Here is a 21,820-nt window from a genome sequence, read left to right on the forward strand (position 1 = left end):
TTTCAAATTTCAAATTGCCATGTTCAGGCCTGACCCACAGCTCGCCGCACAGGTGTTCCCGCCCTCGCACCGCAATCCGGTGCCGGCGTCGCGGTACAACCTCGTGGTCATCGGCGGCGGCACGGCCGGGCTGGTGTGTGCGGCGGGCGCGGCCGGGCTGGGCGCGAAGGTCGCGCTGGTGGAGCGGCGCGCGCTCGGCGGCGACTGCCTGAACGTGGGCTGCGTGCCGTCCAAGGCGCTGCTGCGAGCGGCCCATGCCGCGCACGCGGTGCGCGAGGCCGCGCGCCTCGGCGTGCACGCGACGCTGGACCGCATCGACTTCCCGGCGGTGATGGCGCGGGTGCGCGCGGTGCGGCAGGCCATCAGCCCGCACGACTCGGCGGCGCGGTTCACGGGCCTCGGCGTCGACGTCTTCCTCGGCGAGGCGCGCTTCACGAGCCGCGACACGGTGGAGGTGGCTGGCGGCCCGCTCAGGTTCGCCCGGGCGGTCATCGCCACCGGCGCCCGCCCGAAGATGCCCGACATCCCCGGGCTCGCCGACGTGCATCCGCACACCAACGAGTCGATCTTCGAGATCGACGCGCAGCCCGCGCGGCTGCTCGTGATCGGCGGTGGCCCCATCGGCTGCGAACTCGGGCAGGCCTTCCAGCGGCTGGGCACGCACGTGACGCTGGTGCAGTCCAACCCCACGCTGCTGGCGCGCGAGTCGGCCGACGCCGCGGCGACGATCCACGCGGCGCTCCTGGCCGAGGGCATGGCGGTGCACACGCGCAGCCGGATCCTGCGGATCGAGGCCGGCGGCGCGCCAGACGGGGCCCACCGCGTCCGTATCCACGGCGAGGCTGGTGCCGCGGTGGTCGACGTCGACGCCGTGCTCGTCGCGGCCGGGCGGCAGCCCAACATCGAGGGGCTCGGTCTCGAGGCGGCCGGCGTGGCGGTCACGGCCAGCGGCGTGACCGTGGACGAACACTTGCGCACGAGCAATCCCGCGATCTATGCCGCCGGCGACGTGTGCCTGCCGCAGGCGTTCACGCACGCGGCCGACGCCAGCGCGCGCGCCGTCATCCAGAACGCGCTGTTCCTCGGGCGGAAGACCGTCTCGACCAGCGCCATTCCCCGCTGCACCTACACGGACCCCGAGGTGGCGCACGTGGGCGAGACGTCGGGGGCCGGCATCGTCACGCACGAGGTGCCCTGGACCGACGTCGATCGGGCGCGGACCGACGATGAGCGGCAGGGGGGCGTCCGTATCCACGCCCGCGGGGGCCTGGTGGTCGGGGGCACGATCGTCGGCCGCGACGCAGGCGACCTCATCGGCGAGGTGGCCGTGCTCGTGGCGCGGCGGGTGACGCTGGCCCAACTCGCCACCATCGTGCATCCCTATCCCACCCGCGCCGAGGCCATCAGGAAGGCCGGGGATCTCCACAACCGGGGGCGGCTCACGCCGGCGGTGCGCGGGCTGTTCGAACGGTGGCTCGCGTGGCGCCGCTGACACGCGGCGCGGCACTGCGCGCGGCCCTGGGACTTGCCCTGCTCGTGGCGGGCGTCCTGGTCGCGCGCAGTCAGGTGCACCACGTCGCGTCGCTGCTGCTCTGGGTGCGCGGACTCGGGTGGCTGGCCCCGGTCGTGTTCGGCGCGATCTACGCCCTCGCGGTGCCGTTCGCGGTGCCGGGCTCGCTGCTCACGCTCACCGCAGGCGCGCTGTTCGGCCTGTGGCCGGGCGTGCCGGTGGTGTTCTGCGCGTCCACGGTGGGGTCGTCGCTGGCCTTCCTCGTGGCGCGTCATGTCGCCCGCCCGTGGGTCGAGGCCTGGGCGGCGGGGCATCCCCGGTTCGCGGCCGTGGATCGCGCCGTGTCGGCCGAGGGCACGCGCATGGTGTTCCTGCTGCGCCTCACGCCGCTGGTGCCCTTCACCGTGCTCAACTACCTGCTGGGCCTGACGCGCATCCGCTGGCGCGACATGGTGCTGGCCTCGCCCGGGACGCTGCCGGGCACGTTCCTGTACGTCTACTACGGTCACGTCATCGGCGATGTCGCCGCCGTCGCCGCCGGAGCCCGTCCGCCCCGCTCGCCCGCGCAGTACGCCATCCTGGCCACCGGGCTGGTCGCCGCGGTCCTGGTGGCCATGCGCGTCGCCGCCGTCGCGCGCCGCGCACTGACAGACACCGACCTCGCCCCCGCCCGGGAGGCGTGAAATACTTTTCGCAAAATGCCCTCGTTTGCCCCCGAGTACGTCGACCTCGTCCTCAACGACATCTTCGAGGACGCCAAGCGCCTCTTCCTCGTCCAGCTCCGCGCCATCGACTACGCCCACCTGGTGATGCTCGCCGAGCAGGGCATCGTCGCGCGCGACGCTGCCCGCCTGATTCGGGCGGGCCTCGATCGCATCGACGAGGATCAGGTGCGCACCGTGGCCTACGACGGCACCTACGAGGACCTGTTCTTCTACCTGGAGCAGATCCTCGTCGACGCCTGCGGCCACGAGATCGCGGGCCGGCTCCACACCGCGCGCAGCCGCAACGACATCGACATGACGATGTACCGCATGCGCCTGCGACAGGCGGTGCTCGAGGCGGCGGTGGCGGTGGAGGAATTGCGGGCGGCCCTGATCGAGCTGGCCGGACGGCACATCCACACGGTGTACGCCGCGCACACGCACACGCAGCCGGCGCAGCCGAGCACGGTGGCGCACTACCTGCTCGCGATGATCGAGCAGCTCGGCCGCGACCACCGGCGCCTGCGCGCTGCCTACGCCAGCGTCAACGTCAACCCGCTCGGCGCGTGCGCCATCACCGGCACGGGCTTCCCGATCGATCGCGATCGCACGTCGGCGCTGCTCGGGTTCTCGGGGCCGACCGGCAACACCTACGGCAGCATCGCCACGGTGGACTACCTGCTGGAGTCGACGAGCGCGCTCGCCGTGCTGCTGGTGGGGACGGGCAGGTTCGTGCAGGACCTGATGCTGTGGTGCACGGCGGAGTTCGGGTACCTGCGCCTGTCGGACGGGTACGTGCAGTGCAGCAGCATCATGCCGCAGAAGCGCAACCCCGTGGCGCTCGAGCACGCCCGCGCGCTCGGCAGCAAGGCGTTCGCGCAGGCGCAGGCCGTGTCGGTGACCGTCCACAACACGCCGTTCGGCGACATCGTCGACACCGAGGACGACCTGCAGCCGCTGGTCGCCACGGCGTTCCGCGATGCGATCCGCGCCATCCGCCTGGTGGCCGGTGCCATGTCGCAGGCGACGTTCGACGAGGCGAAGATGGCCTCACGTGCCGCCGAGGGTGGCACCACGGTGACCGAGCTGGCCGACACGCTGGCCCGTTCGCATGCACTGCCGTTCCGCGTCAGCCACGAGGTGGCCGCACGCTTCGTCGCCGAGCGTCGGGCCAATCCCGAGGCGCCGCTTGTCGACGCGCTCGCCGCCGCCACGACAGCGGTGCTCGGACGCACGCTGGCGTACACGGAAGCCGACCTGCAGCACGTGCTCAGCGCGCAGCACTTCGTCGAGGTGCGCCGGACCCCTGGCGGGCCGTCGCCGGAGCGGACCACGGCCGCCCTCGAGGCGGAGCGTGCCAGCCTCGGCGAGGATCGCGCCTGGACCACGGCGACTCGCAACGCCCTGATCGACGCCTCGCGCCACCTGCGCCAGGCGGTGGAGGCCCTGTGACCGGCACCCCGCACCAGAAGACCGCCACGTCCGCCATCTCGGTGATCGTCGTCGAGATCATCACCCTGCTCGCGCTGTTCGCGCTGCAGCAGACCTTCAGCCGCTAGCGCCATGCATCCCATCGACTGGCTCATCATCGGCGCCTACCTGGCCTGGATCGTCTGGACTGGCGTGGAGCACACGCGCGGCAGCAAGGAGATCGAGGGCTACTTCCTCGGCAACCGGAGCAATCCCTGGTGGGCTGTCGGGCTGTCGGTGATGGCCACGCAGCTGAGCGCCATCACCATGGTGGGCACGACGGGGCAGGGCTACACCGACGGGCTGCGCTTCGTGCAGTTCTACTTCGGGCTGCCGCTGGCGATGGTGATCCTGTCGGTCACGGCCGTGCCGTTCTTCCATCGCGCCAAGGTCTACACGGCCTACGAGTACCTCGAGCGCCGCTTCGACCTGAAGACGCGGACGCTCACGAGCGCGCTGTTCCTGGTTTCGCGCGGCCTGTCGTGCGGCACGATCATCTCGGCGCCCGCGGTGATCCTCTCGATCATCCTGGGGTGGAACCTCACGTTGACGGTGCTGCTGATCGGCATCCCCACGGCGATCTACACGATGCTCGGTGGCGTGCAGGCCGTGACGTGGACCGACGTCAAGCAGATGTACATCATCGTCTTCGGGCTCGTGGCGGTGGCGGTGGCCCTGGTGCTCGGCCTGCCCGCGGACGTCAGCCTCGGCGATGCGTTGTCGGTGGCTGGCGCCACGGGCCGCATGCAGGCCTTCGACTTCCGCTTCACCACGACCGAGACGTACACGTTCTGGTCGGGCCTGATCGGCGGCCTGTTCCTGATGCTCTCGTACTTCGGCTGCGACCAGAGCCAGGTGCAGCGGTACCTCACCGCCCGATCCGAGCAGGAGGCGACCTCGTCGCTGTACATGAGCGCGTACTGGAAGATTCCGCTCCAGGTGCTCGTGCTGATGATCGGCGTGCTGGTGTTCGTGTTCTACCTGTTCAACCAGCCACCGATGCTGTTCAACCCGGTGCACGAGGCGAAGGTCAAGGCCAGCCCGCAGGCCGGGGCCTACGCCGCCGCCGAGCAGCGGTTCGATGCGGCCTTCGCCGCCCGCCGTGATGCCGCCACGGCCCTCACTTCCAGCGAGCCGGCGACGCGCGCCGCGGCCGAGGACGCGTTCCTGAAGGCCGACGCCGACCTCAAGGCCGTGCGCAGCGACGCGATCGCCATCGTGCAGGACACCACCGGCGACCGGAGCTATCGCGACGTCAACTACGTGTTCCCAACATTCGTCACCACGCGCCTCCCGATCGGCCTCATCGGCATCATCCTGGCCGCGATCATGGCCGCCGCCATGTCGAGCATCGCCGCCGAGCTCAACGCCCTCGCCACGACCACGGTGATCGACTTCTACCGGCGCCTGGTGCGACCCGAGGCGCCCGATGCGCACTACCTCTCCGTGTCGCGCCTGGCCACGGCCTTCTGGGGCGTGTTCACCTGCATCGTCGCCCTCTTCGCGGCCGACCTCGGCTCGCTCATCGAGGTGGTCAACCGCTTCGGGTCGTTCTTCTACGGGTCGATTCTCGGCGTGTTCATGCTGGCGATGCTCACGCGCCGCGCGTCGGGCACCGGCGCGTTCGTGGGCCTCATCGGCGGGATGACGCTGGTGGCCACGGTGGCGTTCACGCGGCCGGAGATCTCGTTCCTCTGGCACAACGTGATCGGCGCCGTCGGCGTGGTCGTCGTGGGATCGCTGGTGAGCCTGCTGGCGCCCGCCCGGCGTCCGGAGCCCGCCTCGTGAGGCGTTGCGTGATCCTGGCGGCGTGGCTGGCCGCCTGCATGGTGGCCGGCCCGGCGCGAGCGCAGGAGACCCCGCCAGCGCCGACACCCGCCGAGGCCCCGAAGATCACGAAGGTCCAGCGCCAGCGCCCGTGGACGGGCCTCGCGCTCGGCGTCGGCTGGGAGAAGGTCTTCACCACCGCGGGGCACGTGTCCAACCCGCTGCCGTTCCGGGTGCTGGCTCGAACGCCCACCAAGAGCGGCTGGGCCGTGTCGCCGATGTTCGGCTGGTTCCGCAGCGACGTCGACGCCGTGGCGCTCAACCGTCCCACCACGCCGATGGGGCAGCTCACGGTACGGCCCATCCTCGTCGGTGTCCGCCGCACCTGGGCGGGTCGTCCACTCAGCTACGACGTCGCGCTCGCCGCGGGGCCGTCCTTCAACAGCTTCAAGGTGGCCGACGAGATCAAGCCCGACCTCGCGCTGGGCAGTGGCGCCATCACCGCCGACGCCAACATCTCGTTCGCCTGGCGCGTGCAGGGCAGCGTGTGGCACGACTTCAACGAGAAGCTGGCCATCCGCGGCAGCCTCGCCTACGCCTGGGTCCACCCGGAGATCACCTTCCGATCCGGCGCCTCCGGCCGGCGCGTCACCGAGAATGCCAACGCCGTCATGATCGGCGCCGGCCTCGTGTATCGCATCTTCTGACGGGGACCGGGTACCGGGTACGGGGTACCGGGTACGCGTATCGGGGAGCGGGGAGTGTCGGCCGGGCTCGGAGAGCCGGCCCTACCTTCCGTGTCTTCCTCCCTTCCTCTCCCCTCTCCCTTCTCCCTTCTGCATGACTCATGACTCATGACTCATGACCAATGACTGATGCCTGGCGGCCCGTCCCCGCGCACCGCCGCACCATCACACGCCCCGCCCTGATCGCGTAAATCCTCGAACACGCACTCGCCCGCGCCGTCTCCTCTGCCACCACTCATCACGGAGGATGCGATGCGACAGGTCAGCCTGCTGCGAGTCGGGATCGGTGCCTGCGCCTTGTCCGGCGCCCTGTGGTCCGGGCCGGTCCACGCGGCCGAGCCGGTGCTCGAGGGCCGATGGATCGGCGGGTTCGAGAACCGCAACAGCGTCGTCGTGATCGACGCGCGCTTCACGCGCACCCCGGACTTCGCGGGCACCATCGCCCTGCCACAGCGCGGCGAGGGGGGCATCCCGCTGCACGCCGTTCGCCAGCGGGGCCGCACGGTCACGTTCGAGGTACCCGGCCAGCAGGGCAACCTGCTCTTTGAAGGCCGGTTCGACGGCGACGCGCACCTGCGCGGCAACGTGCGCCAGGGGTACGGGTATGCGCGCTTCGAACTGCTGCGCCTCGCGGACGTGACGGCGGCGCAACTCTCTGGCGTCTACGGCACCTACGAGTGGGCCCCCGGCAAGGTGCTGCTGATCGCGCCGGGGCAGGAAGCCCCGATCTACGTCGACTACGAGTCCGGGCGCACCGGCATGCTCTTCCCGGTGGGCGCCGACGAGTTCGTGGCGGGGCCGTCGGTCTCCACAGGATTCCCCGTCGAGGTCCGCCTGCGCGCCCGGCGCGGCGCCGACGGGGTGGCCACGCGGGTCGAGTTCGAGCGGCGTGGTCAGGTGGTCGAGGCGCGTCGCAAGGAGTTCTATCGGGAGGTCGCCGTCAGGTACGCCAACGGCACGGTCAGCATCGCGGGCAGCCTGCTGCTCCCGGCCGGACCGGGGCCGCACCCGGCCATCGTGATGATTCACGGCTCCGGCGCCGTCACGCGCGACGCACTCCGCCCCTTTGCCGACCACTTCGCGCGCAACGGCGTGGCGGTGCTCATCACCGACAAGCGCGGCACGGGCGTGTCGAGCGGGCGCTGGGCCCGCGCCACCTTCGACGACCTCGCCGAGGACGCGCTGGCGGGGGTGCGCTACCTGCGGACGCGGCCGGAGATCCAGCCCTCGGCCATCGGCGTGCACGGCATGAGCCTCGGCGGGTGGGTCGCGCCGCTGGCCGCCGTCAAGTCCGCCGACGTCGCCTTCGTCGTCGTCGAATCGGCGCCGGTGATGACCCCGCGGGAGCACGAGCGCCTCCGTGTCGAGTCCACCATGCGCGCCGATGGGCAGAAGGGTGAGGCGATTGCCGCAGCCGTGGCCTTCATGGACCAGAAGTTCGAGGTCGCACGCACCGGTGAGGGCTGGGATCGCCTCGAGGCCGCCATTGTCGCGGGGACGCGCGCCGGCTGGATCTCCTACGTGAACGCCCCGACGTCGCTCGAGTCCCTGCGGTGGAACTGGGACCACGTCTTCTCGTACGACCCGCTGCCCATCCTCAAGCAGCTCAGCGTGCCGATGCTGGTGCTGTACGGCGAACTGGACTCGCTGGTCCCGCCTCGCGTGCACCGGGCGCGGATGGAGCAGGCGGTCCAGGAGGCCGGCAAGGCCAACGTCACCATCCGCGAGTTCGCCCGCGCCAACCACGGCTTCTTCGAGGCCATCACCGGCGGCAGGCAGGAGCAGCCCACCCTCGGGGGCTTCGTCGCCGGGTACTTCGAGGCCCGGACGGCCTGGGTGCGGGCGCGCTCACAGGAGGCCCAGGCCGCCGCCGACTTGCAGGAGTAGTCGGTCGCTCGACAAACCCGACACCTCTGTCCGACAGCAGGCCCGCACGCCTGTAAAGTTCTGCAGCATTTTCCCACTGTCAGTGGTTGGTATACCTCTTGCGTTGGGAGTCGGCACGGCAGCCCCGCCGCCGTGCCGACCATGTCCATACACTCCCGCCCCACGTCCCGGGGCATGACGCTCCTGGAACTGCTGATCGTCGTGGCGATCATCGGCACCCTCGTCGCCATGTCGGCGCTGGTGCTGCCGTCGGCGCTCGCGTCGGCGCGCGCCGACGCGGGCGCGAGTCAGGCGCTCGCCGTCCTGCGGACCTGTCGTGAGCAGGCCGTCACCGACCGCCGACTGGTGACGGTCGCCTTCGAGGACGCCAACCGCATCGCCTGCCGACGCCGCGAGATCACTGCGGCAGGCCTGCCCTCGGGCGTCCTCACGCTGGTGGGCGAGGCCCTGCTCGCGGAGCGCATGGAGTTCCTGCGCATCCCGGGGCTTCCGGACACACCCGACGCGTTCGCGGCCGGGGTGGTGCCCGTCGACTTCACCGGACCCGCCCCCTGGAGTTTCACGAGCGAAGGCACGCTCGTCGACGCCAACGGCGACGTCGTGAACGGCACCGTGTTCCTCGGCAGGGAAGGCGAGCCGCTGACCACCCGTGCCGTCACCCTTTTCGGCGCCACGGCGCTCCTGCGGGAGTGGCAGTGGAACGGCACGGCCTGGGCGGAGTGATCCATGACGACCACGCATGACGATGCACGGGGATTCAGCCTGATCGAGGTGCTGGTGGCGATGTTCCTGCTGACCGGCGCCCTGCTCGGGCTCGCGCAGGTCTTCCTGCTGGGGCTGGCGCACAACTCCACCTCGTCGGCGGGGCTGGTGGCTCGCGAGAAGGCCCGGGAGGCCGTCGAGAGCGTCCACGCCGCCCGCGATGCGCGCACGGTCGAGTGGCGGCAGATCCGCAACGCGACCGCGCGCATGTGCCCGGGCGTGAACCAGCCGCCCGGCTGGGACGGCGCGGGCGGCCTGTTCGTCGACGGCGAGCAGCCCGACGGACTGCACGTGGCCGGCGCGGACGGCCTGGTCAACACCGAAGGCGACGAGGATGGACCCCTGGAGCGGGTGGCGCACCCCGGCCCCGATGGGCTCTTCGGCACCAACGACGACTTCCGCCAGGAACTGCGCGAGTACGACCGCGAGGTCTGGATCTGCGACCGCAGCCTGTCCTTGCGCGAGATTCGCGTCACCGTGACCTACCGGGTGGGCAGCATCCAGCAGCGCTACCAGCTCGTCACGTACGTGTCCAATTACTCGTAGGAGCCAGCCATGAGCCCCACCCGATCGGATCGGCGCGGCTTCTCGCTCACCGAGCTCGTCATCTCGATGGGCCTGATGTCGGCCGTGCTCGCCGGCGCCTTCGCCGCCCTGCTGGAGGCCACGCGTGCCAACGAGTCCGTGCGGCTCGTCACGGGCATGAACCAGCACCTGCGCTCGGGGATGGACCTGATCGTGCGGGACCTGATCCAGGTGGGGCAGGGGCTCCCGACCGGCCGCGTCATCGCCGTACCCTCGGGCGGAGGCGCGCTGCCGATCCTTCGCCCGGGACCGGCCGGCACCAACTACACGTTCGACCCCGCGGCCACGTCGCTGTCGGCCGTCACCGTCGGCCCGGGGCTCGGACCTGTCGTCGGCGGGCAGCCGACCGACATGATCACCGTGCTCGCGGCCGACAACGCCTTCGACCACGTGCGCCTGGCCGCCCTCAACGACACCTCGATGCGGGTCGTCGCCGATGTCGACATCTCGGGACAGCCCGACGTGCCGGGCGACAACCTGCGGGTGGGCGACCTCATCATGCTCACCAAGCAGTCGCTGAGCCTGCTGGTGTACGTGACGGCCGTGAACGGCCAGGTGGTGCGGTTCGACGAGGGTGATCCGCTCGAGCTGAACCAGCGCGGAGCAGACGACGGCACGCTGCCGCAGTACGTGGCGGCGGCGCCCCTCGAGAACACCGGCCCGCAGTGTCCGCAGCAGCCGGCCCAGTGCGTCGTGCCGACGGTGGCCACCCGCATCAGGATGATCAGCTACTACCTCGAGCCGCCGGGACCGGACGGTGCCTCGAGGCTGATCCGCCGCGTCAATGCGCAGCCGGAGACGGTGGTGGCCTTCGGGCTCGAGCAGCTCTTGATCACCTACGACATCGTCGACGACCTCCTGAACCCGGTCGACGTCGCGATGACGCCCGACGATGTCGCGGGCAATGGCGCCTGTGATGCCGACCTCGGCACGGCGCCGCCCGTGCCCTGTTCTCCAGGCCAGGTGCGCAAGGTCAACGTGCGCATGGCCGTCAGGTCGGCGCGGCCGCTGCGGAGCACCGGCCTCTTCTTCAGGAACGTGCTGTCCACCCAGGTCAGCCTTCGCAGCCTCGCGCTGGTGGATCGGTACTCATGACTTCGCATCCCGTCCGGATTGGTTCGGCCGTCGCCGTGTCGCGCGGCGCGTGGTCGTCTCGCGCGCACGACGAGCGAGGCATGGCCCTGCTGTCGGCCGTCATGGTGATGATGCTGATGTCGGCGGTGATGGCCGGCTTCATCGCCGTCGTGATTGGCGACCAGCAGTCGTCGGGCAGCACACGCGACCAGACGCAGGCCTACGCCGCCGCGCACGCCGGGCTGGAGAAGGCCACCTCCGATCTCGGCGACCTGTTCGTCAGCGGCAACTACAGCCCGACGGTGGCGCAGTTGGAGGCGATCGAGGCGGACGTCCCCGAACTCGAGGGCTTCGTGTTCGAGGGGCCCGAGGGCAGCCCTGGCTACACCGTCGCACGCGGCGCGACGCGTACCGCACAGGTCGAGTCCGGCCCGTACCAGGGCCTGGTCGGCCTCATCACGCCCTACGCCATCACCGTGACGGCGCGATCGATCGCGGGCGGGGAAGTGCGCATGCGCCGCGAGATGCAGACGGTCGGCATCCCGGTGTTCCAGTTCGGCATCTTCTCGGAGAACGACCTGGCCTTCTTCGCCGGCCCCAACTTCAACTTCGGCGGCCGCGTCCACACGAACCAGCACCTGTTCCTGAAGCAGGACGGCGGCAACACCCTCACGCTGTCGGACCGCGTGACCGCCGTCCGCGACGTCGTGCGCACGCAGCTGCAGAACGGCAACACGGGCACGCACACCAGTCGCGTCCGCGTCACGCTCGCGCCCGGCACCAACCAGTTCCGGAATCTGGGCACCGTCGGCTGCGGCAGCACCGGCCCCGACCGCGCGTGCGAAGGCAGCGTCCTCGGCGGGCCGGGGTCGGCACGCAACCCGGACTGGGTCGGACTCTCGGTCGGCACCTACAACCGGACCATCACCAATGGCGAGACGGGGGCGCGTCGGCTCGACCTCCCGCTCGTCAGCGACGGGGCGCGCCCCATCGACCTCGTCCGCCGGCCCGATCGCTTCCAGCCCGACACGCCCCTCGTGCTGGACCAGCGCTACTTCACGCTGGCCTCGATCCGCGTCCTGATCTCCGACACGGCGGACGACATCACCGAACTGCCCACCGTCACGAACACGGCGCCGATCCCGCTCGGCGACTACGCCGCGGCCGTGGCGCTCGGCTACGACCCCACCGGCACCCTGCCGCGATTCGCGCTCTCGTCGGGCGTGCTCGCCGATGGCTACCGGTCGGCCGCCGGCACGCCGCTGCTCGAGGGCTTCATCAAGATCGAGCAGCGGACCGGCCCTGCGACCACGGACTGGCGTGACGTCACGACGGAGATCCTCAATCTCGGCATCGCCGGGCGCAACCTCTCGTCGGGGCAGGCCAACGTGCCGAGCCTGGCCGGTCTCGGCTGCGCGGAGCCCAACCAGGATGCCGTCATCCGCCTCCAGCGCGTGCGCGACGTGCCGGCCACCGCGCCTCCCTGCGGGATCGGCAGCACGGTGGCCACCGACTACTGGCCCAACGTGCTCTACGACGCGCGCGAGGGCCTGCGACGCGACACGGAGGCGTCGGGACAGACCGAGGTCTACCTCGGCGGCGTGATGCACTACGTCGAACTCGACGTGCGCAACCTGAAGCGCTGGATCGAGGGCGCCATCGGCGCCTCGGGCGACGACACCTGGCAGCGCACCGGCTACGTCTTCTACTTCTCCGATAGGCGCGGCAACCGCGACCTCGGGGCCGACGGGCAGCCGCGCACCGCCGACGATCGCGAGACGGGCGAGTACGGCTGGGAGGACTTCATCAACACCGACGCGACGAGTACGCCCAACGGGCAGCTCGGTCCGGGCGAGGACATGAACGGCAACGGCGTGCTGGAGACCTATGGCGCCAACGCGCGCCCGGTCAATCCCATCGCGCCGGGCGGGGCGGCCCCGGCGCTGCCCTCCGTGAATCAGCTGGCGACCTGGGTCCAGCCCATCCATCGCGTGCCCTGGAACGTGGCGCGGAGCAATGCCCCCGTGTTCTTCCGCCGTGCGCTCAAGCTCGTGAACGGCCAGCGCGGCAACCTGCCCTTCGCGCCGGGCACGCTGCAGGGACTCGCGGTGGTCTCCGAGAACCCCGTGTACGTGCAGGGCAACTACAACGCCGACGGCACGGGCTTCGTCGCGCACGCGCCGGGGGCGCCCGACACGCACCGGTCGGCCTCGATCCTTGCCGACGCCGTGACGCTCCTGTCCAACAACTGGAACGACGTCCGCTCGTTCAACAACCCGCATGGGATCGGCACGTCCTGGACTGGCGCGCACCCGCTGAGCGGCCAGCGCATCCATCAGGGCACCACGACCTGGTACCGGGTGGGCGTCATCGCGGGCAAAGGCCTGGCGTTCCCACGGGCGGGCGTCTCGCCAACCACCGGCGACCACGCCGACTTCGGCACCGATGGCGGCGCGCACAACTTCCTGCGCTACCTCGAGGACTGGAGTTTCAACGGCGCCACGCTCAACTACCGGGGCTCCATCGTGAGCTTCTTCACCAGTCGGCAGGGCGTGGGCGCGTACAAGTGCTGCGACAACGTCTACACGGCGCCGGCCCGCGGCTACAACTTCGACACGGAGTTCCTCGACCCGGCCCTGCTGCCGCCAGAGACGCCCATGTTCCGCGACGTGAACACCCTCACGTTCCGGCAGTTGCTGCGTCCCACGCAGTGACGTCGCGCGGTCCGCATACAATCGCGGCATGCGCCGCCGCCAGTTCGCCCGGGCCCTGATGGCCCTGCTCGGCGCCGGGATTCCGGGACGCGGCCGGGCCGCAGGCGCCGAGGGCGTGTCGTCGTGGGTCGTGCTCTACGAGCAGGCCCTCACGGCGCTGGCCGGCGACGATGTGGCGGCCGCGGTCGAGGCCGTGGCGCGTGCGGCGCGCCGCGCTCCCCCGAACCACCCCTACATTCTCTACGCGCAGGTGCGGGCTGCCGTGCGTGCCGGCCGACTCGACCAGGCCTTCGGCGTCCTCGGACTGCTCGCCGAGAAGGGCATCGCCGCCGATGTGCTCATCTCACCGTCCTTCGAGGCGATGCGCGACGACCCGCGCTGGCCCGAGTGGCAGGAGAAGCTGCAGGCCCTGGTGGCGCCCGTGGCGCGCAGCGTCGTGGCCTTCCGCCTGAACGAGCCCGACTTCTTCCCGGAGGCGATGACGTACGACCGGGGATCGCGCCGCTTCCTCATCGGCAGCCTGTACAAGCGCAAGGTCGTGGTGGTCGACGAAGTCACCGGCAGGGCGGCCGACTACGCAACATTCCGTGAGGCGGGCTTCTTCGGCGTGCGCGGGCTCGAGGCCGACAACCGGCGGGGCGCGCTGTACGTGCTGAGCAGTGGTGGCCCCGAGATGCAGGCGTACGCCGCCGCCGACGAGGGGCAGTCGTACCTGCATCGCCTGCAGTTGTCGTCGGGCCGGCAGGTCACGCGCACGGCGCCTCCGGTCGTGGCGGGCGGCCACCAGCTCGACGAGATCGTGCAGGCGCCCGATGGCGCGCTCTACATGACCGATGCACGGGCCGGCGTGATCTACCGCTGGCGTCCGGGCACGAAGGCCCTCGACCCCTTCGTGCGCATCGGGGCCGAGCTCAGGCCGACCGGCCTCACGTGGAGCGGGGACGGCCGAGCCCTGTACGTGGCGCACCTCGAAGGCGTGTCACGCGTGGCACTCGCGACCAGGACCGTCGAACCCGTGGGGCATCCCCCATCGGTGACGCTGGTCGGCTTCGATGGTCTCGAGTCGCACAGGGGCGATCTCATCGGCATCCAGAACGGGCTGCCCGGTCTCTCGCGGGTGGTGAGGTTGCGCCTCACCCCGGACGGACTCAACGTGCGCCAGCTCGAGGTCCTCGACGCGAACCTGCCCGACCACGACGTACCGACGACGGGCGTGGTGGTCGGCGACGGCTTCTACTACATCGCCAACAGCCAGCTGCGCCGCTTCACCGCCCCCGGCGTCCCGGCGCCCCTCGACACGTTGCAGAAGCCGGTGATCCGACGGGTGAATCTGGCGAGCTGAACAAGGGACAAGGGACACGTACGCAAGAGACAAGGGCGGCAAGGGAACAGGGACAAGATGCGGCAGGGACAAGGGACGAGGACAACCAACTCGCGCACCTCGCGCCGGATCTGCAGCAGGTGATCCTCGAGTCCCATCGCCTGCCCCGAGCGTTGCTGCCACTTTTCATGAGCTGCGCTCGCCCAGGCTCTGAGCCTTCGTGTCCCTCGTCCCTTTGAGAGCCCCGTCACTTGTCCCTCGACGCCCTGGTGACTGGTCTTCTCGTCCCTTGTCCCTCGAGCCCCTCGTCGCTTGACCCGCGCCGTCCTTCGCGACTGGCGTGCCTTGTCCCTCGTCCCTTGTGAGCCCCGTCACTTGTCCCTCGACGCCCTGGTGACTGGTCTTCTCGTCCCTTGTCCCTCGAGCCCCTCGTCCCTCGTCCCGTGACTCCCTTGTCTCTTGCGTACGTGTCCCTCGTCCCTTGTGCTACATCCCGCCGATCGGATCCCCTGCCGGTGTCGGCAGCGGCTTCTGGGGCGTGTATGGCGAGAACGGGCGCGCCTGGTAGCGCGTGACCATGTCGCGCAGCGCCGCGGCGTGCGCGGTCCACTCGGGGCTGGCCGCCGCGGAGGCACCGCGCGCGACCGTGAGCGTCGCGAGCTGGGCCACCTGCTGCTGCGCGATGGCGCGCACGTCGGCCGCGGCCGCCTCGTTGGCGCCGAGCTCCATCAGCCGCATGGCGAACACCGTCTGCGCGGCGCGCTGCGCCAGGGCCGCCGCATCCTCGCGCCCGCTGGCCGGCCGCAGCGCCGTGCGAATCGCCTGAATCACCTCGTGCAGGCCCGGGTTCTTCGCGTCCCGTGCGTGGAACTCCACCAGCCGCGCGGCGCGTTCCGGGTTCAGCAGCGCGGAGATCGTCATGTCGGCGGCAATGGCGGCGGCCGACGCCGGATCGAAGGTGAGTCCCGTGCGGCGCGGGAACATCTCCGTGTTGTAGCCGCCGAAGGCTTCCGTCTTCGGCTGCAGCAGCGCGAGGATGCGATCGGGCACCACCAGCACGTCGGGCGACAGCGTGCCGAGCAGCGCGTCGAGCGCGGCGCGCTGCACCTCGGGGGCGACGATCCGCGTCGCGGCCGGCGCAGGCGCACCGCCCTTGCGCACGGCATAGGTGTAGAACTGCCCGCCCACCGACTTCACCGTCGCCTGCACCTGGTAGCGATGGTGGAAGTAGAGCGGCAGGAACTGCTGCTCGAGGAAGCTGAGCGAGCGGCCGTCGGGAATGTTGGCGATGTCGAACGTGCCCATGGCCAGCGCACGCACGGCGAGCTCGTGCTTCAGGTTGGCCACCGGGTCGCTGCCGTTGTCCCACAGGCTCGCCAGCGGATGCGCGGCGCCAGCCGGCCGCGCGTCCGTGTCGGCGATGAACAGCAGGCCCTTCGCCGTGGCCTCGTCCACGAGGCGCGAGAGTTCGGCGGCCTCGTTGGCGCCTGGCGCGAACTGGCTGTAGGCGTACTTCACCGCGAACTCGTCGAAGGCCCCGATGCCCACGCCATACGCCTCCGACAGGTCGACCTTGCCGTTGGTGATCTTCGCCATCGGCGCCGGGTAGTCCATCACCGACGCGCGGCCGTAGGTGCTCGCCGCGAAGTTGTGCGTGAAGCCGAGGGTGTGGCCCACCTCGTGCGCCGAGAGCTGGCGGATGCGCGCGAGCGCCATCGCCGTCGCGTCGGTGCTCGGATCCAGCGCCGCGAGGTACTCGGCATCGGGCGAGTCGCCCGCCGCGCACGCGAGAGCACCTGCGAGCGGCGCGCCCGGACCGCCGCTGTCGGCCAGTGCCACGAGGCCCGTGCCCAGCATGATGTCCTGCCGCACGCGCAGCGAGCCGAGGCTCACGTTGCCCTTGAGGATCTGCCCGGTGCGCGGGTCCTCGACGGCGGCGCCATACGACCAGCCGCGCGTCGAGCGATGCACCCAGTTGATCATGTTGTAGCGGAGGTCCATCGGGTCGGCATCGGCCGGCAGCACCTTCACCTGGAAGCCGTTGCGGAAGCCCGCCGCCTCGAAGGCCTTCGCCCACCACTGCGCGCCCTCGACCAGCGCGCTCCGGATCGGCTCCGGCGTGCCGTTGTCCACGTAGTACACGATGGGCTCGACGACATCGCTCACGGCCGCCGACGGATCCTTCTTCTGCAGGTGGTGCCGCAGCGCCCAGTGCTTCTCGATCGGCTCGGTGATCGGCGACGCGTAGTCGTGGAACATCAGGTCGATGCCGCCCGCGCGCGGATCGGCCTCGCGCGGCGTGAACGAGTGCGTGGCCAGATCCGGCAGCTGCACGAACGAATGGTGCTGCCGCACGGTGAGCGCCGAGGGTGTCGGGGCCACCTGCCGCACCAGCGCGCCCGGCGAGCCGTCGGTGATCAGCGTGACCGTCGCCTCGATCTCGGAGTTCTTCGGGAACGCCTTCGTGCGCGGCAGGTAGATCGCCGTCCGCGTCGGGTCGACGCGATAGGCGCCCTGGTTGGCGCTGCGCAGCCGGTCGATCACGCCGTGCGCATCGCGGAGCAGGAAGTCGGTCGCGTCCACCAGCACGCGCCCTCCCTCGGTGGCCTCCACCTTGAAGCCCCACAGCACCGACCTCGCGAACGAGTCGGCCACGGCCTGCCGCTCCGCCGCGTCGGTGCTGATGGCGCGGAAGCGGTAGTTGGCCTGCGTCAGCAGCACCTTCGGCCCCACCCGCTGGAACGTCACCACGGCCGTGTCGCCAAGCTGGCCGCGGTCGAGGCCGATCGGATTGGACCCGAGGCCCGCTGGCAGCGACACCTGGTAGAGGAGCTCCTGATCGAAGCGCGTGATCTCGAGGTACAGCTTGCCCGAGGCCTCGTCCCAGTACATCGGGACGAATCCGTCCATCCGCGTCCAGGCCTTCGTGCGCTCCGCCAGCGTGGCGGGCGCCGTTTGCGCGACCGCCGGCGAGGCGATGCCGGCGGCGGTGAGGACGGACAGCGTGATCAGCAGGGCGCGTGTGTGGGTGTGCATGCGTGACGTGACGCCGCCGGACGGGCCGGCGCGCGCGGCCCCGGGCCTGGCCCGGGGCGACGAGAGAATGACGCGACTCAGTGGCTCGCCGAAGTCGCCGGACGTGCGGGCGCGTGCTTCACGTGCGTGTCGAGCCAGTCGAGCATCTCGGCCACCGTGTGCAGCACCGACTCGCGCGCGGCGTAGCCGTGCGCTTCGTGCGGCAGTGTGACATACCGCACCGTCGCGCCGTGGCCCTTCAGGGCCATGTAGAACCGCTCCGACTGGATCGGGAACGTGCCCTGGTTGTTGTCGGCCTCGCCGTGCGTCAGCAGGATCGGTTCCTTGATGCGGTCGGCGAACCAGAACGGCGACATGCGGGCGTACACCTCCGGCACCTCCCAGAAGGTCCGCGACTCCGACTGGAAGCCGAACGGCGTGAGGGTGCGGTTGTACGCCCCGCTGCGCGCCAGCCCGGCACGGAACAGGTCGGTGTGCGCCAGCAGGTTGGCGGTCATGAAGGCGCCGTAACTGTGCCCGCCGACCGCAATCCGGTCGCGATCGGTCACGCCCCGCGCCACCACCGCATCGACGGCCGCCTCGGCGCTCGCCACCAACTGCTCGACGTAGTGGTCGTTGGCCGTTTCCCCGGCGCCGACGATCGGCATCGAGGGGTCGTCGAGGATGGCGTAGCCCTGCGTGAGCAGGAGCAGGTGCGACGCCCCCCGGATGCTGTCGAAGCGGTACGGCGACCCGCTCACCTGCCCAGCGGCCGCCGCGCTCGTGAACTCCTGCGGATAGGCCCACATCAGCAGCGGCAGGCGCGTCCCGGCCGTATATCCCGCCGGGAGGTACAGCGTGCCGCTCAGCGCGACGCCGTCCTTGCGCGTGTAGGTGAGGCGTTCCTTGGTCACGCCACGCATCTGTGGCGCCGGGTCGCCGAACGCGGTCAGGGCGAGCCGCGAGCCGTCGCCGCCCGCCGCGCCCAGCGTCCGCAATACGTAATTGGGCGGCGAGGTCTTCGACTCGTGCCGCGTCAGCAGGCGGCTGCCGTCGCGCGAGACGACGGCGACCACCTGTTCGAACTGCTCGCCGCTGCTGCGGAACAGGCGCGTGGCCTTGCCGGTGGCCAGGTCGAGCCGGTCGGCGAACGGGCGGTCGCCCTCCGGGGAGGCGCCCTGTCCGAGCAGGTAGATGCTGCCCGCATGCGTCAGCACCGTGTCCTTGCCGGGCTGCCGGTACGGCGTGCCGGGGTGGGCGTAGGCGTCTTCCGTCGATCGCTGCGACAGCACGCGGGCGGTCCCGTCGCGTGCGACGAGCGACAGCCGCGTGCCGCGCGTCGGACGGTCGTACTCGGTCACGAGCGCCTGGCCGTCCTCGGTCCAGGCGACCCCCATGAAGCGATGCTGTGTCTGGTGCCAGGCCGTCGGCGCCATGCGGCTCGGCACCGTGAGCGCCATCAACTGGTCGCGATGGGCGGCCGTCGCCTTCGGATTGCCGCCGTCGAGTGCCTCGATCCACGTCAGGCGTGCGGGCTGCGTGGGGTCCCAGTCGTACCGACGCGGACCCGTGGGCACGCCGTTGATGGGCACCGCATCGGCCAGCGGGAGCTTCGCGAGCGAGTAGACCTCGGCACCCGTCATGTCGATCACGCGCACGTGCTTGGGGAAATCGTCGTAGGGCACCAGCCGCGAGAACGGCCGCTCGATCGACTCGACCAGCAGGAAGCGCCCGCCCGGCGCGGGGCTGACCATCGTGTGCAGGCCGGCGCTGCCGACCGTGCGCGGCGCGCCCCCTGCCACCGGAATCACCGAGATGACGCTGGTGGTGTACCAGGCGAACACCGACTCGTCGTGTGCGCTGGTCAGCAGGTCCTGATAGGTGCGCACCGGGGCCGGCGTGCCGCGTGTCTCCTGCACGTTCGGCCCGGCGGGAGCCCGTGGCGCGGCAGGCATGGCGCCACGGTCGGCCGGCACCGTGAGACACGCCAGCGCCGTGCTGTCGGCAAGCCAGTGGCACTGCATGCCGAGCGGAGTGCTGAGACGGACGTCGGGGATCTGCCTGGCCGTGGCGGCCACCGGGTCCACGAGCCACAACTGCACGTGATCGGCGCGCACGACCCCGACGGCGAATCGGGATCCGTCCGGCGCGAACCCGATCGGCAACATCCGGTCGGCACCGCCCAGCGGCACAGGCACCGCGCGCGGTGCGCCACCGTCGAGCCCGGCCACCGACAGCGCCGCATACCCGACGCCACCCACAGGCGCGCCCGACGCGGCGGCGAATCGCACGCCGGCCAGGCGATGCACCGGCTCGGCCAGCTCAGCAATCGTCGGCATGGCGCGTGGGTGGAGCAGGAGCAGGCGATCGCCCGTGGGCGACAGTTGCGCGGTCGGCGCGGGCGCCGCATCGAGGATGGCGGGAATCGGCGCGGGCGGCACGCGGTAGCCTGGCCCGGACTGCGCCAGGAGCGAGGACGGGATCGCGAGCGCGGTGAGCGTCATCGCGCCCAGCCAGGAGCGTGTCATCAGTGGCCTCCGGAGAGGCCGGGATTGTAACATCCGCCCATGGATCGTCGGCAGTTCCTCCACCACACCGTCGTCGGCACCACCACACTCGCGACAGGCGCCTCCGCGCTCGCCCAGACGCCCATGGCGCAGGAGCCGCCGCGCGTCTCGAGTGCCCCCCTCGCGGTCGGCGACGAGGTGGCCGAGCGCGACGTCGACGACCTGCGCCGCGCGCTCGAGTCCGGGCAGCTGACGGCTCGCGCCCTCACGCAGGCCTACCTCCGGCGCATCGACGCCATCGACCGGCAGGGCCCGGCGCTCAACAGCGTGATCGAGCTCAACCCGGATGCGCTCGACATCGCCGAGCGGCTCGACATCGAGCGCAAGGCCGGCAAGGTGCGCGGACCGCTCCACGGCATCCCCGTGCTGATCAAGGACAACATCGACACGGCCGATCGCATGAAGACGACCGCCGGGTCGCTGGCGCTCGTCGACGCCAGGCCCTTGCGCGACGCCGGCCTGGTCACGCGCCTCCGCGAGGCGGGCGTGGTGATCCTCGGCAAGACGAACCTCAGCGAGTGGGCCAACTTCCGCTCCGAGCACTCGACGAGCGGCTGGAGCGGACGGGGCGGCCTCACCCGCAACCCGTATGCGCTCGACCGGAACGGCTGCGGCTCGAGCACCGGGTCCGGTGTGGCGGCAGCGGCCAGCCTGTGCGCCATCGCCGTCGGCACCGAGACCGACGGGTCGATCATCTGCCCCTCGTCGCGGTGCGGCCTGGTCGGCATCAAGCCCACGGTCGGCCTCGTCAGCCGCAGCGGCATCATCCCGATCTCGTCCACGCAGGACACGGCGGGCCCGATGGCGCGTACCGTCGCCGACGCTGCCGCCCTGCTGCAGGCGATGGCCGGCCCCGACCCGCGCGACGCCGCGACGAAGGCCCAACAGCGGGCCAAGGACTACCGCGAGTTCGTGCAGCCTGGCGCGCTCCAGGGCAAGCGCATCGGCATCATGCGCAACTTCTTCGGGTTCGACGCCCGCGTCGACGCCCTGATGGAAGAGGCCATCACGGCCCTGGAGGGCGCCGGCGCGGTCATCGTGGACAAGGCCAACCTGCCGACGCGCGGCCAGTTCGGCGCGGCCGAGTACGAGCTCATGCTGTTCGAGTTCAAGGCCGGCGTGGAGGCCTACCTCGCGTCACTCGGTCCGAAGGCGCCGATGAAGACGCTCAAGGACCTGATCGCCTTCAACGAGGCGCATGCGAAGGAGGAGATGCCGTACTTCGGCCAGGACATCTTCATCGCCGCGCAGGCCAAGGGACCGCTCACCGACAAGGCGTATCTGGCGGCGAAGGCAAAGGCTGCGCGGTTGTCGCGCACCGAGGGCCTCGACAAGCTGTTCGCGCTCAAGAAGGTGGATGCGGTGCTGTCGCCGAGCGGCGGGCCCGCGTGGCTGACCGACCTCGTCAACGGCGACTACGGCACGGGCGGCAGCTCTGGGCCGGCAGCAGTGTCTGGCTACCCGAGCATCACGGTGCCCGCTGGACTGGTGCGAGGTCTGCCCGTAGGCGTGTCGTTCACGGGCCCGGCGTGGTCGGAGGGCACGCTCATCGGCATCGCCCACGACTACGAGCAGCGTACGAAGCTGCGGCGGGCGCCGCAGTACACGGCCAGCGCGTTGGTGTAGAAGGCGACAGGCCACGGGCTACAGGCTGCCTGTAGCCTGTAGCCTGCAGCCCGCAGCCCGTAGCCGCTCTTC

14 protein-coding genes are annotated in these 21,820 nt (G+C 70.9%); 12 read left to right on the forward strand and 2 right to left on the reverse strand.

Features of this window, described 5'->3' with window-relative positions:
* The first annotated feature begins 19 nt into the window (after positions 1–19).
* The 11 genes from ACIRDX_RS04865 to ACIRDX_RS04915 all read left to right on the forward strand — a co-directional run bounded on the left by ACIRDX_RS04865 (position 20) and on the right by ACIRDX_RS04915 (position 14,561).
* Positions 20–1,492: an FAD-containing oxidoreductase gene (locus tag ACIRDX_RS04865; protein ID WP_396624277.1), complete on the forward strand. Its 1,473-nt coding sequence runs from the start codon at positions 20–22 to the stop codon at positions 1,490–1,492.
* Positions 1,480–2,193 carry a TVP38/TMEM64 family protein gene (locus ACIRDX_RS04870; RefSeq protein WP_396624278.1) on the forward strand — a complete coding sequence of 238 codons (714 nt, stop codon included), beginning with the start codon at positions 1,480–1,482 and terminating at the stop codon, positions 2,191–2,193. The genes ACIRDX_RS04865 and ACIRDX_RS04870 overlap by 13 nt, the downstream gene beginning before the upstream one ends.
* Positions 2,194–2,208: 15 nt before the next feature.
* Entirely contained in the window at positions 2,209–3,666 is a 1,458-nt protein-coding gene (gene argH / locus ACIRDX_RS04875) for an argininosuccinate lyase (RefSeq protein ID WP_396624279.1), read from the forward strand.
* A gap of 111 nt (positions 3,667–3,777) precedes the next feature.
* Positions 3,778–5,472: a sodium:solute symporter gene (locus ACIRDX_RS04880; RefSeq protein ID WP_396624280.1), complete on the forward strand. Its 1,695-nt coding sequence runs from the start codon at positions 3,778–3,780 to the stop codon at positions 5,470–5,472.
* On the forward strand, positions 5,469–6,158 hold the full coding sequence (locus tag ACIRDX_RS04885) for a hypothetical protein (RefSeq protein ID WP_396624281.1): 690 nt from the start codon (positions 5,469–5,471) through the stop codon (positions 6,156–6,158). Before ACIRDX_RS04880 ends, ACIRDX_RS04885 begins: the two co-directional genes overlap by 4 nt.
* Positions 6,159–6,449: 291 nt before the next feature.
* The gene (locus tag ACIRDX_RS04890) at positions 6,450–8,084 is read left to right on the forward strand and encodes an alpha/beta hydrolase family protein (RefSeq protein WP_396624282.1); all 1,635 of its coding nucleotides are present in this window, start codon (positions 6,450–6,452) and stop codon (positions 8,082–8,084) included.
* A 141-nt stretch (positions 8,085–8,225) separates the two neighbouring features.
* On the forward strand, positions 8,226–8,807 hold the full coding sequence (locus ACIRDX_RS04895) for a Tfp pilus assembly protein FimT/FimU (protein ID WP_396624283.1): 582 nt from the start codon (positions 8,226–8,228) through the stop codon (positions 8,805–8,807).
* A gap of 3 nt (positions 8,808–8,810) precedes the next feature.
* Complete coding sequence (locus ACIRDX_RS04900) at positions 8,811–9,392, forward strand: prepilin-type N-terminal cleavage/methylation domain-containing protein (protein WP_396624284.1); 582 nt, start codon at positions 8,811–8,813, stop codon at positions 9,390–9,392.
* 9 nt (positions 9,393–9,401) lie between these two features.
* Positions 9,402–10,526: a type II secretion system protein J gene (locus tag ACIRDX_RS04905; RefSeq protein ID WP_396624285.1), complete on the forward strand. Its 1,125-nt coding sequence runs from the start codon at positions 9,402–9,404 to the stop codon at positions 10,524–10,526.
* Positions 10,523–13,219: a hypothetical protein gene (locus ACIRDX_RS04910; protein WP_396624286.1), complete on the forward strand. Its 2,697-nt coding sequence runs from the start codon at positions 10,523–10,525 to the stop codon at positions 13,217–13,219. The genes ACIRDX_RS04905 and ACIRDX_RS04910 overlap by 4 nt, the downstream gene beginning before the upstream one ends.
* A gap of 28 nt (positions 13,220–13,247) precedes the next feature.
* Entirely contained in the window at positions 13,248–14,561 is a 1,314-nt protein-coding gene (locus ACIRDX_RS04915) for a hypothetical protein (protein ID WP_396624287.1), read from the forward strand.
* 465 nt (positions 14,562–15,026) lie between these two features.
* On the opposite strand, the gene ACIRDX_RS04920 is transcribed toward ACIRDX_RS04915, so the two are convergent.
* A complete protein-coding gene (locus tag ACIRDX_RS04920) occupies positions 15,027–17,576 on the reverse strand; it encodes a zinc-dependent metalloprotease (RefSeq protein WP_396624288.1) in 2,550 nt (849 codons plus the stop codon).
* A 77-nt stretch (positions 17,577–17,653) separates the two neighbouring features.
* The gene (locus tag ACIRDX_RS04925; protein ID WP_396624289.1) at positions 17,654–20,083 is read right to left on the reverse strand and encodes a prolyl oligopeptidase family serine peptidase; all 2,430 of its coding nucleotides are present in this window, start codon (positions 20,081–20,083) and stop codon (positions 17,654–17,656) included.
* A gap of 39 nt (positions 20,084–20,122) precedes the next feature.
* On the opposite strand from ACIRDX_RS04925, the gene ACIRDX_RS04930 reads away from it, so the two are divergent.
* Positions 20,123–21,748 (forward strand): amidase, encoded by a 1,626-nt coding sequence (locus tag ACIRDX_RS04930; RefSeq protein ID WP_396624290.1) that lies wholly within the window; start codon positions 20,123–20,125, stop codon positions 21,746–21,748.
* Positions 21,749–21,820: the final 72 nt, after the last annotated feature.

This window comes from Luteitalea sp., assembly GCF_044337415.1.
Lineage (GTDB): Bacteria > Acidobacteriota > Vicinamibacteria > Vicinamibacterales > Vicinamibacteraceae > Luteitalea.